The organism is Leptospira venezuelensis, assembly GCF_002150035.1.
Lineage (GTDB): Bacteria > Spirochaetota > Leptospiria > Leptospirales > Leptospiraceae > Leptospira_B > Leptospira_B venezuelensis.
The window spans coordinates 159542-178116 of sequence record NZ_NETS01000011.1; the positions used below are offsets into that span (position 1 = coordinate 159542).

At 38.8% G+C, this 18575-nt stretch carries 13 protein-coding genes; 8 read left to right on the forward strand and 5 right to left on the reverse strand.

Translation table 11 applies throughout. The features are described 5' to 3' along the window. Positions 1-80 precede the first annotated feature (80 nt). A complete protein-coding gene (locus tag B1C82_RS16960; RefSeq protein WP_086448781.1) occupies positions 81-1112 on the forward strand; it encodes an OmpA/MotB family protein in 1032 nt (343 codons plus the stop codon). Positions 1113-1126: 14 nt separating this feature from the next. After that, complete coding sequence (locus tag B1C82_RS16965) at positions 1127-2140, forward strand: cation diffusion facilitator family transporter (protein WP_086448782.1); 1014 nt, start codon at positions 1127-1129, stop codon at positions 2138-2140. Here B1C82_RS16965 and B1C82_RS16970 read toward each other — a convergent pair. Both B1C82_RS16970 and uvrA read right to left on the reverse strand, forming a co-directional pair. Next, complete coding sequence (locus B1C82_RS16970) at positions 2137-3192, reverse strand: acyl-CoA dehydrogenase family protein (RefSeq protein WP_086448783.1); 1056 nt, start codon at positions 3190-3192, stop codon at positions 2137-2139. The genes B1C82_RS16965 and B1C82_RS16970 overlap by 4 nt on opposite strands. Positions 3193-3203: 11 nt before the next feature. After that, positions 3204-6038 (reverse strand): excinuclease ABC subunit UvrA, encoded by a 2835-nt coding sequence (gene uvrA / locus B1C82_RS16975; protein WP_086448784.1) that lies wholly within the window; start codon positions 6036-6038, stop codon positions 3204-3206. A 128-nt stretch (positions 6039-6166) separates the two neighbouring features. Between uvrA and B1C82_RS16980 the strand changes: the two genes are divergently transcribed. Continuing rightward, entirely contained in the window at positions 6167-7879 is a 1713-nt protein-coding gene (locus tag B1C82_RS16980) for a S49 family peptidase (RefSeq protein WP_086448785.1), read from the forward strand. Positions 7880-7999: 120 nt separating this feature from the next. Here B1C82_RS16980 and B1C82_RS16985 read toward each other — a convergent pair whose 3' ends face one another. Both B1C82_RS16985 and B1C82_RS16990 read right to left on the reverse strand, forming a co-directional pair. After that, entirely contained in the window at positions 8000-8935 is a 936-nt protein-coding gene (locus B1C82_RS16985; RefSeq protein WP_086448786.1) for an L-threonylcarbamoyladenylate synthase, read from the reverse strand. Further along, positions 8922-10508, reverse strand: coding sequence for a glycosyl hydrolase family 18 protein (locus B1C82_RS16990; RefSeq protein WP_086448787.1), 1587 nt, complete (start codon positions 10506-10508; stop codon positions 8922-8924). Before B1C82_RS16990 ends, B1C82_RS16985 begins: the two co-directional genes overlap by 14 nt. A 152-nt stretch (positions 10509-10660) precedes the next feature. Between B1C82_RS16990 and B1C82_RS16995 the strand changes: the two genes are divergently transcribed. Then, positions 10661-11374 carry a queuosine precursor transporter gene (locus tag B1C82_RS16995; protein ID WP_086449341.1) on the forward strand — a complete coding sequence of 238 codons (714 nt, stop codon included), beginning with the start codon at positions 10661-10663 and terminating at the stop codon, positions 11372-11374. Between the two features lie 139 nt (positions 11375-11513). Here the strand turns inward: B1C82_RS16995 and B1C82_RS17000 are convergent, their stop codons facing one another. After that, the gene (locus B1C82_RS17000) at positions 11514-11861 is read right to left on the reverse strand and encodes a hypothetical protein (RefSeq protein WP_086448788.1); all 348 of its coding nucleotides are present in this window, start codon (positions 11859-11861) and stop codon (positions 11514-11516) included. Positions 11862-11952: 91 nt separating this feature from the next. Here B1C82_RS17000 and B1C82_RS17005 point away from each other — a divergent pair, with 91 nt between their 5' ends. The 4 genes from B1C82_RS17005 (at position 11953) to B1C82_RS17020 (ending at position 18553) form a co-directional block, all read left to right on the forward strand. After that, positions 11953-13470, forward strand: a complete 1518-nt coding sequence (locus tag B1C82_RS17005; protein WP_086448789.1) for a 2-isopropylmalate synthase — start codon at positions 11953-11955, stop codon at positions 13468-13470. 132 nt (positions 13471-13602) lie between these two features. Next, positions 13603-15627 carry an oxidoreductase gene (locus B1C82_RS17010; protein WP_086448790.1) on the forward strand — a complete coding sequence of 675 codons (2025 nt, stop codon included), beginning with the start codon at positions 13603-13605 and terminating at the stop codon, positions 15625-15627. A gap of 51 nt (positions 15628-15678) precedes the next feature. Continuing rightward, positions 15679-18087: a PP2C family protein-serine/threonine phosphatase gene (locus tag B1C82_RS17015; protein ID WP_086448791.1), complete on the forward strand. Its 2409-nt coding sequence runs from the start codon at positions 15679-15681 to the stop codon at positions 18085-18087. 130 nt (positions 18088-18217) lie between these two features. Next, complete coding sequence (locus tag B1C82_RS17020; protein WP_086448792.1) at positions 18218-18553, forward strand: LIC14007 family protein; 336 nt, start codon at positions 18218-18220, stop codon at positions 18551-18553. Positions 18554-18575 lie beyond the last annotated feature (22 nt).

Here is an 18575-nt window from a genome sequence, read left to right on the forward strand (position 1 = left end):
ACTGATTTTTGGTACAAGAGTTTTTCATTTGACTGGGGGCTCGCAGCCTTAGAATAGAACCTAGTTTCCAATTTCAGACCATGAAACCATTTCTTTTTCGACTTACTCCCGTTCTTCTATTCCTATTTTCTTTGCCGATATTTTCGGACGCATTTTATTTCCCTTGGGAATACAATAAACTCTATAATGAGAACGCAACTCTCAGAATTGAGTTAGATTCTCTAAGACTTCGGTATAGAAACGAGACTGAAAACGCTAAAAAAGAAAAACTTAGTTTGGATGCCAGGATCCAAAATCTGGAAGAACAGCTCTCAGGCGAAAAATCCTTTAGAGAGAAGGACAGAGAACTTTCTGCAGAACTGATCAGGGCCCTAGAAAACCAGATCGCACTACTAAAAACCAAAAGCGGAAATAAAGAAAAAGAACTCATCGAAGAGAACGAAAGGCAATCCAAAAAATATCAGGATTTGATCTCTGAATTAAAATCAGAACTTGAAAAAGAAAGATTTAATTGCATCCGCAAAATGGACGAACTCAAAAGAGAATATGAGTCCAAAATTGCAGGACTGGAAGCAAGGATCAAAGAATTAGAAGATAATCTTTCTAAACTCAAAAATCTGAATGAAGATCAAAAAAGAGAACTGAATCGTTTAGCGGAACAAGCAAACGAGTTAGAATCTAAACTTTCAGGTGAGATTGCTAAGGGACAGATACGAGTAAAACGTTTTCATAATAGATTAGTCATTAATATAGACGACCAAATCTCTTTTGACTCAGGTTCAGCAGATTTGAAAAAGCAGATTTTTCCTGCATTAGACAAAATCAAAGAGATTTTGGTAAAATATCCAGGTAACCTCATTATTGTAGAAGGTCATACGGATAATATCCCTATACGAACCAAAAAGTTTAATGATAACTGGCAGCTGTCTACTGAAAGAGCTCTTTCCGTAGTTCGATTTTTATTAGAGAGTAAAAATCTCGATGCAAGAAATTTCTCTGTAGCTGGCTACGGGGAACACCAACCTATCGTTTCAAACGATACTCCAGAAAATCGTTCTTTGAATAGAAGAGTGGATATAGTTTTAGAACCGCAAAGCGGTAAGAGTCACTAAGGCTTCTTTCAACTTTGGAAAAAGATTCTCACACATCATCTAATATAGAACCTTTCGCAAGACAGGCAATCCTTCGTCCGAAAAGAAAAGATGCATTACGTAGCCTAGTTTTTGCATTCTTTCTTTCTATCTTAATCTTTTCTTGGGAAATATTCGGATCCGCTCAGAGTAAAAGTTTAGCACTTCTCGCAGATGCTGGACACGTAATTTCAGACTCGTTTGCATTTTTGCTAAGTATATTTGCAGTTTTAGTCTCTGACAAAAAGCCGAATGCAAAAATGAATTTCGGATTCTTTAGGGTAGAAGTTTTTGCAGCATTTCTAAATTCGATTCTAATCTCAGGAATTTCAATTTTTATCATATACGAAGCAGTTCAAAGATTCCGTCACCAGGAAGAAATAATAATTGAATCCATGTTGGTTTTCAGCTTAGGGACAATCGGTCTAAATCTGATCTCTGTTTGGCTTTTGAAAAGAATTTCCGCGGATAATATCAATCTGAGAACTGCTTATCTTCATGTTCTAAATGATCTATTCGGAACAATCGCTGTTTTAGTCGGAGCAATTCTGATTAGAATATTCGCTTGGACCTGGATCGATCCGTTGCTCAGTTTGATTCTTTCACTTTTTATCTTAAGAGCTGCAGCTGTAATCTTAAAAGAAAGCCTTATGATCCTTCTTGAATCTTCTCCTACGTTTGATGAATGGGACCATTTAAAAAAAGATCTATTACAAATTAAAGGAGTTGATTCACTCTTATCTACACATACTTGGACTTTGACCAAAGGGATCCATGCTTGTGCGTTTAGAGTTCAGATCACGAATGGCTCTGATCATAAAAAAATCTTAAAAGAAGCATATGAACTCTTAAGGGGAGAATGGAAATTCGAACAGATCTATCTACAATTAGAAGATCCTACTACCACTCATGCCATCGACGGCATTATCGCTAAGACTCTACATGATATTGATTCTGAAGAATGGGGACATCATCACCATACTCACGATCATCCTGCGCATCATCACTAAAGATTTCCGAATTTTCTCCAGCTTTTAGACTGTTTCAGTCTATTCTTGATATATACAGGACTTCTGGCTGGATGGATTGTGCAGAATAATCCTAGATCAGGATATTCTTTTTTATAATCAAAGTTCGGAATGGATTCTAAAATAGAGATACATTCATCTAAGATCGCTTCGTATCCGTAAGGATGATCCTCTTCTATTTTATAATTCAGATCTCTATCTTTTTTGTCCGAAATCTCTAAACATTTTCCGTATAGAAGTCCACTTAGGTCCCATAGTTTTCCCAAAACGGAAAATCTTTCTCTGGACTCACTTCCCTGGCTCAGGTCAGATACAATCTTACGAATTGCTCCGCAGAATAAAACAGCCGCAGACAACATTTCAGAAAGATGTATATCCGCACCTAATTTAGTATAATCTTCTATAAAATGATAATGAGAAGGTAATCTGAAATTTTCTCCGGTAATCTTGCAATGAGTAGCTTCTCTTGCAACATCCAGATATACTTCCTCAATTTTTAAACCAGGGAAATCTCTTGGGACAAAGAATACTCCGAAACGATTTAACTCTTCTTCTTTGGCTACGACTAAATACCCTTCAGCATCTGCTCCGTTGGTCACGAATCCTTTATGGAAATTTAATTCAATTTCTCCACTTGGAAGTATTTTAGCAGTAGATTTTAAATTTGTAAGTTTTCCCATCCAACCTGGCTCGCTTACTCCGAGTCCCAAAATCCCAAGGCCATTTACCAATCGGTCCTGGAGTTCTAATGTTAAACTTTTGGCTTCTTTTTTGATAGAAGCTCCTTCTTCGGAACCAATTACTAATTTCAGGATTTTTCCGGCCACATTTGTTTGGGCCATCAACCCAACTCCCACACCTATCCCATGGGGAAAGGAAGGAATTAATATTAATTTTTCATGAAATGCTCTAAATCCGCCATCTTTTAAGGGGTTCAGCAATCCTGCTTTTGCGATATCAGGCAAAGAGGATTTATAAACGGATCTAAATTCTCCCGGAGGAAAGGAAGAAAGTTTATCTCTTAATTCTTTCATTGGAGAAAAATTTAACCCGCCTTCTTCCCTGGATTTCCTAATACTTTTTTCAGATATTGACCTGTGAAAGACTCTTTGACCTTTGCAATCTCTGTTGGAGTTCCTTCAGCGATAATTTTTCCGCCTCCGTCTCCTCCTTCAGGCCCTAGGTCAATGATCCAATCTGCTTGTTTGATCACGTCCAGATTATGCTCAATAACTATCATCGAATTTCCACGATCTACAAGTGTATGTAAAACAGTCATTAAATGTCGAACATCCTCGAAATGAAGTCCGGTGGTAGGTTCATCCAGGATATATAATGTTTTTCCTGTCGGTCTTTTGGATAATTCAGTTGCCAGTTTGATCCTTTGTGCTTCTCCACCAGAGAATGTAGTCGCAGGCTGCCCTAATTTGATATAACCAAGACCAACTTCTCCTAAGGTTTCCAATTTTCTTTTTAGTGCAGGAATATTTTCAAAGAATGAAACAGAGTCTTCGACAGTCATTTCCAAGATCTCGTAGATATTTTTACCTTTATAACGAACTTCTAATGTTTCTTGGTTATAACGTTTTCCTTTACATACATCACAGGTTACATATACGTCCGGCAAGAAGTGCATCTCAATTTTTAGGATACCATCGCCTTCGCAGGTTTCACATCTTCCCCCGCTTACGTTAAAACTGAATCTTCCAGGAGAATATCCTCTGAGTTTGGATTCTTCTAACCCCGCAAACATATCGCGAACTACAGTGAATAATCCTGTATAAGTTGCAGGATTGGACCTAGGAGTTCTACCGATCGGAGATTGGTCTATATTGATAATCTTATCTATTTCTTCCAGACCTGTAATCTTCTCGTGTTTTCCCCAAACGGTCCTCATTTTCATTACTTTATGAGCCGCTGCATTATATAAAATATCATTGATCAGAGTGGACTTACCGGAACCTGAAACACCAGTCACTACGATGAGTTTCCCAAGAGGGATTTCCACACTTACGTTTTTAAGATTATTTTCTTTCGCGTTTACTATCTTTAGTTTTTTACCGTTACCTGGTCGGACAGTTTTAGGAACTGGGATAAATTCTTTACCTGATAGAAATTTACCTGTAAGAGAGTTTTTGTCTTTGGAAACTTCTGCTGGAGTTCCAGAACAAACAATTGTGCCACCATGAACGCCTGCTCCCGGTCCCATATCGATGAGCCAGTCAGCTTCTTCCATGGTTTCTTGGTCATGTTCAACTACCAAAACAGTGTTTCCAAGATCTCTTAGTTCTTTGAGAGTATTTACTAATTTAGTATTATCTCTTTGGTGAAGTCCAATAGAAGGTTCATCTAAAATATATAATACACCTTGGAGTCGCGATCCAATTTGAGTAGCAAGCCTGATCCTTTGGGCTTCTCCGCCGGAAAGTGTTCCAGCAGCACGTTCCAAACTTAAGTAACCTACTCCCACATCATTCAAGAATGTAAGTCTTTGTTGGATTTCTTTCAAGATTGGCCTTGCGATTACTTCTTCACTGCCTTTAGGCTTCATGGATTTTACAAAGTCCAAGCCTTTCTCTACACTAAAAGCGGAGAATTTATCTATTGTCAGACCATTTACTTCTACATGTAGGCTGACAGGTTTCAGACGTTTTCCTTCGCAGGCGGGACAATGATGATTTGTCATATATCCTTCTAACTGCTGGCGTCTTGCTTCCGAACCTTCTTTGTATCTTCTTTTTAGATTAGGGATCACACCTTCGAATTCTCGACTGAATTCATAGTGAGATTTTTCATTTCTAAAATCGTAATCAATTTTGAGATTTTTATCTCCGTAAAGGATCGTATCTCGAACTTTTTTAGGAAGATCCTTCCAAGGAATATTATAATCGAATTTTAATTTTTTCGCCAAAGAGTGAACTGTTGTCAAAAACCAATAACTATTACTCTTAGCTCCTGCCCATGCTTCTATACAACCTTCCACCAGAGAAAGTTCTGCATCCGTAATTAATAGATCCTCATCGAATTCTAAAAGACTTCCAAGGCCGTCGCAAGTCACGCAGGCACCAAAAGGAGAGTTAAATGAAAATAATCTGGGGGAAAGTTCAGGTAAAGATTCTTCCGGGTGATTTGGACAGGAAAGTTTTTGAGAGAATGTATGGTCCTTCTTCCCATCATCGAGTAGAAGAATTCCTTCTGATTGTTTCAGAGCAGTTTCAACTGAGTCTGTCAAACGAGAACGGATCCCGTCCTTGATTACAAGACGATCCACAACTATCTCAATTGTTGCTTTAAAACTTTTTTTAAGAACAATCTCTTCATCAAGAGTTTTGATCTCACCATTCAGACGAATTCTATTGAAACCATCCTTACGGATCTTCTCTAAAACATCTTTATGCTCTCCCTTCTTCCCGGAGACAATCGGAGCTAAAATTTGTATCTTAGTTCCTTCTGGAAAATTTAAGATCCTCTCTGTAATTTGATCAATGGAAAGAGATTGGATTGGAGTTCCACAAATTGGACAATGAGGTTTTCCAACTCTTGCGTAAAGAAGACGCAAGTAGTCATAAATCTCTGTCACAGTTCCTACAGTAGATCTAGGGTTACGGTGTGTAGTTTTTTGTTCTATCGAAATTGCAGGAGAAAGTCCTTCGATCAGATCCAGATCAGGTTTTTCCATCTGGCCTAAAAATTGTCTAGCGTAAGCAGAGAGACTTTCTACATATCTCCTCTGTCCTTCTGCATAGATCGTATCGAAAGCGAGAGAAGATTTACCTGAACCTGAAAGGCCAGTGATCACCACAAGTTTGTCCCGTGGAATATCTACATTGATATTTTTAAGATTATGCTCCCGAGCTCCTCGGATGCGGATATGATCCAAACGAATAACCCTCTCTCAGGTTTCAGATAAATTCTGGAAAGCCAGGCTGAAAAGCGGTTTTCCTTCCGTAATTTTACGTTTTCCGGAATAAATGTCCGTTTTACTTTGGTCGCCAAAAGGAATTTTCAATGTTTAGAATTATATTCTCTCTTGTATTTTTACCGATCCGGATTTTGTTCCAAGGATTTAGGATTTTGTCCTGGAGCATCCGCAAGGGAGATCATTTCTATTTAGAAATTCCTTCTTCATTCTCCTTTGATAAAAAATCTTTCTTTGTCAAATTACTCGTCTCAAAAGAAGAAGCTCCCTTCTTGGTAGATTTTTTATTAGGCTTGAAGGCTTTGACTAAGGTCCCAGGTTTGAAAAAAGTTTCTTTCCATATTTCCAATCCAGAGTATGGATTTGGAGAAGTTTGGAATATCTGCGAAGCAATCCAGGTCCTGAATGAAAAAGGAATTGAGACTTCCGGATTTTGTTTAGGCGGAGGAACTAAAGCATTACTATTACTCTCCCAATGTAAATACAGATATTCCTCTTCAGCTTCAGAATTTTTCCCTATACTTCCCTCCGCTGAACCATATTTTTTCGGAGCTGCAGCAAAAAAATTCGGTGTTGGTGTAGAAACTTATGCAAGCGGTGCATTTAAATCATTCGGTGAGACATTCCAAAGAACATCCTTCTCCGCCCCTGCTCGTAAAAATTTAGAAGCATTGCTAACAGATTATAAAGATCTACTTACAAAGGGATTTAAAAAATCGTCCAATTTGGATCTGAAAATTTTAGAAGAACCAATTATCAGTTCTGAAAAACTCAAGAAGATCGGATTTATCACTGAGTTTGTAGAAGAAGATGAATTCGAAGAAAACTATTTATTCGAAAATTATAAAAAAGAGAAAGAAACGGACAAACCGAAATACAAAAAGTTAAGCACTAAAGGTTTCAGATTATATCATAAAAAATCCAATTTTTCAATTATCTCCAAATCAGTTCCGATCGTTGTTGTTCTTCCCGTCCAGGGAAACATCCTACCTGATTTAGGAAGAGAAGAAGATTTCAGATCAAGACAAGTTTCTTTCAGATACTACCAAGAAATTTTTAAGGACTTAAAAGAAGATCCTAAGGTCGCAGCAGTTATTTTAGAAATGAACTCTCCCGGGGGAAGCGCACTGGTTTCTGAACTTCTCTATAGAGAGATCAAAAAACTCGCAGAGAAAAAACCGGTCATCACATACGTATTGAATGTGGCAGCTTCCGGTGGTTATTACCTTTCTTGTGCTACTCAAAAAATTCATGGAACACCCTATTCAATCGTTGGCTCCATAGGCGCTGTTATGATGAGATTCGAATTGAAAAAACTCTACGATAAATTTGGAGTCCAAAAGGAAAGGATCGGATTTTACCCACACAGGGATATTCTATCAGAATATGGAAAACTTTCTCCTAAGTCGGAACAGTTTCTAAAAAAAGAAGTCTTAAGATCCAGAGATTTATTCTATAAGAGAGTGATTGAATCCAGAAAGACTAGTTTCCAAGAATTAGAAAAGAATTATGGAGAAGGTCGTATCTTCTCCGGAGAGACCTTCCGTAAATCTGGGTTCTTGGATTCCTGCGATTCTTTTTTAGATACATTACAAAATCTGAAACAAGAACTTAAATCCAAAAAGATAGACGTGCGATATCTTCCAGGAACTTACAGTTGGAAAGACTTAGTCCAAGACTTAAAACCAGGCATGCAATTCGGGAAATTTTCTTTCTTATCTAAATTGAATGCAGAGAAGAAGGCAAATCCTATGGAAGTGCTACATCTGTCCGAGATCGCTCAAGAGCTTTCGAACCTATAAGCTGCATTTGGCACGCAGAGGCGCTAAGGCACAGAGGGGTTTTAATAGTTTTCTCTGAGTGATTTTCTATAAAATCTAATAAACTCGAAACTCTCGGCGGCTCCGCGACTCTGCGTGAAATTAATGTTCTTGGGCCTTTAAGATCCGGTTCAAGAGTGCTTCTCTGCCGGAAGTGTCTGCTGGTGGAAAACAGTAAATTTTAGAAATCCTCAAACGATCGCAGTCCCTAAAGAAAGAGTATAAATTTTTCATATACTCAGAGTTGTTTCGAAGATCCAAAGCAAATTTCCAACCTCTGGTTAGACCTATGCCTATAGCAGCTGATTCTCTATCTGGAGTTTGGCTTTCTGTGAAATAAACTTTCGCATTTGGGGAATAATGTCTATATTTCTGTCCTGGGCTAGAAGGAGTTTCTCCTTCTTTCAGCTGGTAATAATCTTCCAAATCCGGAACATATTTTTGCAATTCTGCCCAACTAAAATATCCAGGACGAAGAAGTTTAGGAGGAGAAATGGAGAAGTCCACAACTGTAGATTCTAAACCTATCTCAGGTTCATCACCTTTTAAAATCAAATCCACCAAACCATCAAATTCAGAGATCGCATCATCCAATCTTGTAATAGATGGTTGTCCTGAAAGATTTGCAGAAGGAGCAGAAACAGGTCCTCCAAAGTAGGAAAGCATTTCTAAAGCTTTGGGATGAGAAGGAACTCTTACAGCAATCGTAGTAAGTCCTGTAGAAAAAACTGATTTATCTACCTTCTTTAAGACCAAGCTTAACGGTCCAGGCATACAGTGCCTAATTAAAATTTTCGCGAATTCTGGAACTTCTCCGATATCCGGAATGAGAGCAGGATTCCCAAGATGAACAATGAGAGGATTATCCGCAGGACGATTTTTAATTTTATAAATTTCTAAACAAGCGGAGATATTTCTGGAATCCGCACCAAGACCATATACCGTCTCGGTAGGAAATAGAACGATCCCTCCCTCTTTCAGAACTTTTGCTGCGAGAGAAGGATCTTCTGTGATGATTGTAGCTTTATTTTTTGACAAGATCCTCGTTGTTCTTGGCTTCCTCTTGCCCTTCTTCCGGCGGAGCTTGTTTTACATCCGGAGTTGGAACTACAGGTTCTTTTGCCTTTGGAACTGGCGGAAGTTTATTTGTTACCAATAACTCAAGGTAATCGTTGATTCCTGGATCATTATCCTTTAATAACTGCCAAAAAGAGAATCCACCAATATCATAAGATCTTAATAGAGTCATTTTTTCTTCAAAAGCTTTTCTGTTCATGAAAAATGCGACTCGATCGCAACCTTCCGATTTGTACCAGATACTTGGATCTTCGTAAGTTTTACCTTCATGAACCCAGCTGAATTTAGAAAGATTTGTCCAAGAACCTGAGTTCTTATTATCTGCTAAAACTTGACTGATATTTGTAGGTTGTTTAGTTACACCAAGTTGCTGACGTTTTAATGCGTCAGACCAATATACAGATTTGATCTTTGCGTTACAATTTAGAGCCCAATCATACCCGTAAGTCGGGATAGCCATATATAATTTTTTAGCAGGAACTCTTTCCTTCGCGTAAGTAATAATATTTCTGATCCAAACATTCGGAGCCTGAGGTCCAGGTCCTGGGTTTCTATACTTACGAGGATGAAGTTCGTAGGCCATTACCTTTACACGATCTGCATGTTTCGCTAAAAAAGCGTAATCGTGAGTCATTGGACCTCTCCAATTCTCAGCAAAGTCCATATTAATTTTTTCTTTTAAACCCTTACATGCTTTTAGACTGGATTTTTTAGCGGCAGTCTTTGGGTGGACTGCAACAGAAAGAAGTTTTCCACGTTTGTGGATCTCTTTAGAAAGAAGTACGATGAACTCTTCAAACTTCTCCTTCTTCTCGCAGCTCATTCCTTCGTAGTCTATATCGATACCGTCAAAGCCGTAAGTATCTACTTCATAAAGTATATTCTGGATATGTTTATCTCTAATATCGTTACGACCATTCAGACCTATATTTTCAGCGATCTTCTCATTCTTATTTTCCCAACGGAAAATTGTAGGAATGATCTTAACTTTTGGATTTAGAGATTTAAGTTCTGCAACACGTGCATGTTTTTGAGCAGATCCCCAAAGAGAATAAAGATCACCGTTATTTGTCTCTCTTCCTTTGAATCCATAGATAAATGGATGGATTTCATTGTATAGATGAACTGTTCGTTTCATCGCTTCATAATCTGAGAACCAGGTAGAAGCTCTAAAAGCAGGATCGTCTTCGATCTCAGGGAGTGAAGAACTTACAGTGCCTGTGGTTCCATCTGATTCGGAAGAAGTTGTGTTGGAATTCCACCATTTCTTCCAAGATTCCCAGGCTCCCTCTGTCGGAGCAAGGTCTGATTTGAGAGCAGTATTTTGGAATGCTACCTGCTCTGTTTCAGTTTGGACAGAAGCAGTTTTAGGACCCGCTTTCAAGGCCTGGAGTCCTAAATAAAAAGAAATTCCGGAAAGCAATAACCAGGTCAGACTCACTAGGCTTGTTTGCCATAGAGGCTGCTTTTTTGCTTGGTATGGGACTGGGCGGATCAAGTCCTCTGGGGTGTAAGGTTCATCGTTTGGATTCATTTGAGCTCTATATATTTATCGAATCGCGGGGGCCAAAAGTAAAGCACCGACTGTCTTCCAATGATTTATAGATAGTCTGCCTGTCAAACGTTTGTAGGAATCTCATCTGTTCTTTGATTGACAGAGACTTAATTCACAAGATTTTTCCTCAGATGCAGTTTCACCGGCCCTTCAAACTATTTTTCGTTTTAGGTTCCATCTTCATAACCTTCCTTTTGATGGCAGAGGTAACTGGCTCTAAATGGTTCCAAGTGGAGCTCGGCAGCAAAGCATTAACCATGACCTTGGGTGTAATTCCCTTCCCAATCACATTTATCGTAACGGACCTTCTAAATGAGTATTACGGAAGAAGAGGTGTAAGATATCTTACCTTAGTTGGAATGGTGATGATCGTTTTGGCATTCTTTCTCCTTCAATTGGACATGGCCATTCCTGCCGCTGGAAATTCACCTGTGGACGATCACTCCTTTCAGGTAGTATTCTTTAATACAGGGCAAGTAATTACAGGCTCCATAGTTGCCTACTTAATTGGGCAGCTTGTGGATATCCAAGTCTTCCATTTGATCCGCAAGAAGACCAAAAACAAACTTCTTTGGTTGAGAGCCACAGGTTCTACAATCTTCTCCCAGTTACTGGATTCTTATGTCGTTATCTTTGTGGCTTATTGGGGAACTTATGAATTCCAAACACTGAATGCGATCTCATACACAAACTTCTTTTATAAAATCTTCATTGCGATCGGGATTACACCTCTCATCTATCTGGCCCATTACTGGATCGAAAAATATCTAGGGGAAGATGCTCACAAAATGGCAGAGGCTGCCTTGAAAGAAGGAAAGGAAGAAATCCAACCCTATCCAGGTTAGTTTCGCACAGAGCGCACGAAGAACACAGAGAAATTAAGGTTAAAAATCATGCCCTTTAATCCTCTCTGCGGCTCCGTGTCTCTGTGTGAAAATTTTAAGAGTTTAAATCTCACACAGAGGCGCAAAGACGCGGAGGATTTTAATACCAGTACAACCAAATCCGGTTTTTCCAAGGGTCTAGATAAGAAGAATATTTTTCAGTCCCGGATTCTTTCGTAAAGCCAACCTCTAAAAGTCTAGATTCGAAAGATGTGACCTGGGTCCTTGCAATCTTCCAGACTAAGGTTCCGGGAGTCACTGGACATTCTTCTGTTTCTTTACTAAAGATCACTCTTTGGTTTTCTAAAAAGAGAAGTTCCGCATGCCCCGGGCTAGATACCTGGACTTCTCCGCCGAAAAGATTTGAGTAAAGTTTTACCGACTTAGAACAATCCACTGCTTTTAAGACAGCTCCATAGAGACTGAAAGAGTCTTTCTCTAAATCCAAGTCTAACCTCCGAAAGCCAAAACCTGGTATTTATTAGGTTTACGGCCCGATTCAGACTATAATTTTGGAGTTAGGGAAGTTTTCCAAGCATATGAACTCAAATTTGGATTTTGTTCGGATTTTCGATACCACTCTCCGTGATGGAGAACAATGCCCAGGTGCGGCAATGAGCGAGAATGAGAAGATAGAGATCGCGCTCCAACTCGCTAAAATGAATGTGGATGTGATCGAAGCAGGTTTTCCAGTTTCTTCCCCGGTCCAATTCCAAGCAGTCCAAAGAATTTCCAGAGAAGTCGAAGGTCCAATCATCGCGGCACTCGCAAGAGCGGTCCGCCCTGATTTAGAAGCTGCCGCCAAAGCAATCATTCCCGCTAAAAAAAGAAGAATTCATACTTTTATAGCATCTTCTCCCATCCATATGAAATTTAAACTGGGAAAGGAGCCTTCTGAAGTTTTGAAAATGGCTGTGGAAGCAGTCAAGATCTGTAGAGACCATGTAGACAATATTGAATTTTCTCCGGAAGACGCAACTCGGTCCGAGCCGGAGTTCTTACGAGAACTTTGTGAAGCAGTAATAGAAGCCGGCGCAACTACAATCAATATTCCGGATACCGTAGGATATACAACACCTTACGAATACGGTGAATTATTTAAATTTCTAATACAGAATGTAAAAGGAAGTGAGAAGGCAATCTTCTCCGCACATTGCCATAATGATCTAGGCCTTGCTACTTCCAATAGTCTTGCTGCTATCTTAAACGGAGCAAGACAGGTAGAATGTACTGTAAACGGTATCGGAGAAAGAGCCGGCAATACTGCAATGGAAGAAGTGGTCATGGCACTTCGTACTCGTAAGGACAAATTCGGAATACAAACCAGGATCCAAACCGAAGAGATCGCAAAAGCTTCTTATCTAGTAAAAACAATCACTGGAATGGTAGTACAGCCAAATAAGGCTATTGTAGGCGCAAACGCATTTGCTCATGAGTCAGGAATTCACCAAGACGGTGTTTTGAAAAATAGAGAAACTTATGAGATCATGACTCCCGAGAGTGTTGGGATCCATTCCAATCGTATGGTACTCGGAAGACATAGCGGAAGAGCCGGATTTAAAGACAGGATCGTTCGTTTAGGATTCAGTCCTCATGCAGAAGAATTAGAAGCAGCTTACCAAAGATTTTTAGAGATCGCAGATCGTAAAAAGGAAATTTTTGACGAAGATATTCGTGCTTTATTCGCCGACGAATCCAGAAAATCTTCCAAAGATAAATATGTATTAGAAAGTTTTCATGTAACTACTGGAACTAAAAGTACACCTACTGCAAGTATCCGACTTTCCATCGAAGGAAATCTAAAAGAAGAATCTGCAACGGGTGACGGTCCGGTAGATTCTATCTTCAAAGCCATCCAAAAAGCAACTATCTCCGATGTGGAACTCATTAAGCTTGTGATCTCTCCAGTAACAGAAGGACAAGACGCATTGGCAGAAGCTTCCGTTACTTTAGAAAAACATGGAGAAAGAGTCGTAGGAAAAGCAAGCTCCACTGATATTATTGAGGCTTGTTCTCAAGCGTATATCTCTGCATTAAATCGTTTTTCTATGAATTGAAACTTTTGCCGAATCATGTTCGGTATCAATTTTCAAAATTCCTAGAAAAACCGTTGCCTTTTCCAAATTCGGAGAAAACCTTTCTCAGTAGAACGACTGTTCTACTCAAATAAAAAGAAAGGCGGACTGTGAATGTCTTCTTTAGATATTTCCCCAATCTTTCGCCCGATAGAGATCGGAGCCGAAACAATTCCAAATCGCATTATCATGGGATCCATGCACTTGGGTTTAGAAGGAATGCCCAAAACTGCAGATAGAATGGCTGCATTCTACGGTAAAAGATTCGAAGGAGGAGTTGGTCTTATTACTACCGGAGGTATTTCGGTTAATGCGGAAGGAAAAGGTTCTAATATATTTTTCGATTTCCAGAAGGAAGAAGACTGCCAAGAACTCGAGAAAGTCGCGTCCGTTCTCAAACCAATGGGTATTTTTTGTGCACAATTATTCCATGCTGGAAGATATGCCTACCATAGAGAACTCGTGGGACCATCGGCATTACGCGCACCTATCAATCGTTTTATACCAAAAGAACTTTCTACGGAAGATGCTTGGAGGACTATCCGAGATTTCGGGTCTTCCGCATTACGTGCTAAACAAGTAGGTTTTAGAGCAGTAGAAGTGATGGCTTCCGAGGGATATTTGGTAAACCAGTTCTTCTCAGAAGTTACAAACAAAAGATCGGACGAATTCGGCGGCTCACCTGAAAACCGCAGAAGATTTGCGATCGAAACAATGAAAGAAGTCCGCAAACAAGTAGGGCCAGGTTACCCTGTAATCGTTAGAATGTCGGGGATAGATTTGATTCCGGGCAACCCAACCTTCGAAGAAGTGATCTCTCTGGCTAAAGAATTAAAAGAAGCAGGAGCAGATGCACTCAATATCGGAATTGGTTGGCATGAGTCTCGCATTCCCACCATCTCACAGTTAGTTCCAAGAGGCGCCTGGGCAAAGATCGCAGGTAGAATAAAATCTTCCGTTCCTGGAATTCCGATCATCGCTTCTAACAGGATCAATATGCCGGAAACAATCATCCAAGTATTGAATGCAGGAGAAGCGGACATCGTGAGTATGGCAAGACCATTCTTAGCGGATGCAGAAATCGTAAATAAGATCAAAGAAAACCAAACAGAAAGAGTGAATACATGTGTGGCCTGTAACCAAGCTTGTTTAGATCATACTTTTAAAGAAGAAATGGTTTCTTGTTTAGTAAACCCTTCTGCGAACAGAGAGCTTGAATGGAAATCTTTGCCTCAGGCAAAAAGACAGAGAGTGGTAGTAGTAGGTTCTGGTCCCGGAGGACTGGAATCTGCAAGAGTTGCTGCTTTACGCGGTCATGAAGTAATTTTATTAGAAGCGTCTGGAAAATTAGGAGGCCAATTAAATCTGGCTGCCGCTATTCCTGGTAAATTCGAATTTTTTGAAACAATTCGCTATTTCAAAAACGAGCTTCCTCGTTTAAAAGTAGATATTCGACTGAACACAAAAGCGGATCTCAAACTATTAGATGAACTAAAACCGGATGCAGTGATCTTTGCAACAGGAGTTCTTCCTAGAAACCCGAATCTTCCAGGTTTAGAGAAAAAACCGCATGCAAGTTATGTGGAGTTTCTAAATGGAACATTCAAACCTGGTTCCAATGTTGCCATAATCGGCGGCGGTGGGATTGGCGTTGATGTAGCTCATAAGCTTACAGAAGAGAAGGATCCAGATATCCCAACCTACTTCGAAAAGTACAATGTAAACTCTTATACACAAGCTGTGATCCAACCTGAAACTGCTCATCGAAAAGTTTCTATACTCAGAAGAAATGGAAAAGTAGGAGCAGGTCTTGGAGCCACAACATCATGGGCGCTTCTGCAAGAATTACAATCGAAAGGAGTGGATTTCCTATCTTCTCTCACATATAAAGAAGTAACGGATAAAGGCCTTGTGATAGAGACCAAAAAGGAAGGAGCAAAAACATTAGAATGTGATTCTATTATTCTTTGCGCCGGACAAACAAGTGATTCTGCTTTATATGAGACTTTTAGTAAAGAAAGAAGTAATATTCCTTCTTATCTAATTGGTGGAGCAAAAGATGCTTCCGGTATAGACGCTAAACGAGCTATGTTAGAGGGTTATTTAGCCGCTTCTAAAATCGGAATAGAACAAAACTAAAAAAATACAATCAATCTAATAGATTTCATACCCGTCTTTTTGGAGGCAGGTATGAAATCAAAATTGGGAATCTGCATATTTTCCGTTCTGCTCAGCATCGGAACGAATACATTCTTTCATTCTCTGGAATATGGAGAATGGATTTATTCAAATTTATTTCCCTCAAATAAACAAAATGATCCATGTAAATCTTCTATCTTCTTAGAATCTGGGTGGGAAGTTACTGAACTATCAGGGAAGAAGATCGGCATCTTTTCTTTGCCTAAAAATCTTTCCGACTTAGGCCATTCTACTCTTTTACTTTCTAAGTCCATTTCCTTTTCGAAAATTCCCGATTGTGAACTTTCACTTCTACTTGGAAAAACTTCAGAAGTAGCGAATGTATTTTGGAATGGTATACGTATTTCAGAAAGAGCTGAATCAAATGATCGATTTGATCTCAACTATGATAAGAAAAAGATTTACAATGCAATTCCTGTCTTAACGGAAAACAAGATCGAAATCTTAGTTTCTGAATATTTCGAAAATGAATTAGGAATTTTAGAAGGGATAATCAGTCTCGGAAATTCTAAGAACATTTTACAAAAACATTATCAATTTCAGATTTATTCCTTAATATTGATCTCCGTATTCCTGTTGCTTGGGCTCTATTTAGTGTTCCTTTCTTTTCAGGAAAGGAAATTAGAAAGTCACTTTTATTTTGGAATATTTCTCATTTCATTCTTTATATTTTCCTTTTTTAGCTCCGAATGGAAATACGAATTGGATTTAGACTTTCTGATTTGCAAAAAATTAGAGTATATTTCGCTCAGCCTTCTATTTCCATTTTTCACATTTTTCTTTTCAAAATTTTGTAGAGATAGACATCATCCACTTGAACTTCCTCTCTTTATATGGGCTGGTTTCGTATCCTTCTTATTTATTTATTCCGCAAACCCGTTAGAACTTGATAAACTAAATCGAACTTTTCTACAACCGTCCTGGATTGTATATCTTTGGATTATAATCAAATGTATTATAGCACGGTTCCCCGAACAAGATGGGGCCGGGTTTTTAGGATCCGTATGTTTTTTAATGTTTTCTATCCTATTGGACATTGCTTCCGCTCGAGCATGGATCGTATTCCCAAGAAGTTCTGAATATTCCGTACTAGGATTTATATTATTCTGCTCTTTTAGAATTTCGGGCAGATTTGTGGAGATGAAAAATGAACTAAAAGTATGGAATCAAAAACTACAGGATGAAGTTACTCTCAAAACGAAAGAGCTCACAGATAGCTTGGCAAATGTGCGCAGCTTAAAGGAAAAGCAAGACGGGGATTATTTTTTAATGAGTATTCTGCAATCTTGCTTTCAAAATAGGATCCCAACATTTGGGGATTTTAAAATTGAAACCTTGGTCTCTCAATTTAAGAAATTTGAATTTAATTCCAAACAAGGAGAAATTGGAGGAGACTTATTATGTTCAGAAGAGATCCGGGTTGGAGGAAAAAAATTCCTAGCCATTCTAAACGCAGATGCAATGGGAAAATCTCTTCAGGGTGCCACAGGAGCCCTACTCGCCTCCTCCATGTTTAAGTCTCATATAGATTCTTCCGTTTCCGAATTAAATACACCTGAGACTTGGATTGTCTCCTTATATAGAAAAATTCACGGGTTATTCCAAAGTTTTGATGGAAATCTGTTCGCGACCGGAATCTTAGCAGTTTTAGATCCGGAAAATTCATGTATATTCTTTTTGAATGCCGGACATCCACCGTCCATTCTTCTTAGAAATAATATTTCAGGGTTTATAGAAAATGAAACTTCTTACAAGATGGGGATTCCTTTCTTAAGAGAATTTCCGAAAGTATATTGTATTTCCCTGAACGAGAATGATTCAATCATTTTCGGTTCGGATGGCAGAGAAGATTTAAGAACAAAAACAGAAACCCGTGAGATTAACTCATTCTCTGATTCATTTTTGTTAGAAGTATCCGATACAAAGGCAGATCTTTCTCTTCTAAAAAACAAAATGAATAGATACGGGGATTACATAGATGATCTAAGTTTACTTCGAATTTTTAGAAATGTAAATCCTCAGAAAAAAGCCAGGGATACTTGGAGAGAAACATCTAAAACGAAAAATCTTCAGAAAGGAATTCTCCTCTGGAAGAAGGGAGATAAAAAAATTGCATGCTCCTTTTTCTCCAAACTTTGTATAGAAGATCCAAAAGATAAGGATCTAGCTTATATCACCGCTTGGGCATTTTGGAAAACTGGAGAATTGGAAAAGGCTAAAACATATTCCGAAAAACTGTTGTATAGAGATCCTAAAAACCATCAGAATCTCATACTATTAGCAAAAATTTATTTTCAACTAGGGATTAAGGATGTTATACTTTTAGGTTTGCTCGAGAGTAGCGGATTGGACGTGCAAAGAATGTTCCGTCCAACAGATAATTTTAGAAAGGTTTCCTAAAACATTCTCTAAACTAAGGTTTGTTTTGTGGCGAAGAAATGCCAAAACTATTCTTTCCCGTTGACTTTTTGCGGGTATGTTTCTTAATGGAAACCACATTTTCCTCTGGTTTCTAGAGGAGTTATCCATAATGAAAGTATACTCAGCCGACAGAGTGCCGAACTCAGCAGATTATAATTTGTACGTAACCGAAGGGAGCGCAAAGACTAGGCTCAGTTTATTCGAGCCTGATCTTCCTGGGTACTTAGAATTAGCTGAAAATGATAAAGTTCTAAAGTCTTTGGCATATACAGTTCTTCTAAACTACACCCAGGATAGGGAATTTGCTCTTAGGAATACAAATCGATTCCTGAATTTTCTAAGTGATATTGTTCATCGTGATTCTTGGTTCTTTTTAGCCAATCGAGTTGAACAGTTTATTAAGGATGTAGAGAATTTCGGAGTCGAAATTTCCTACGACTTTTGACTTAGTCTCAAAAATCTGATTG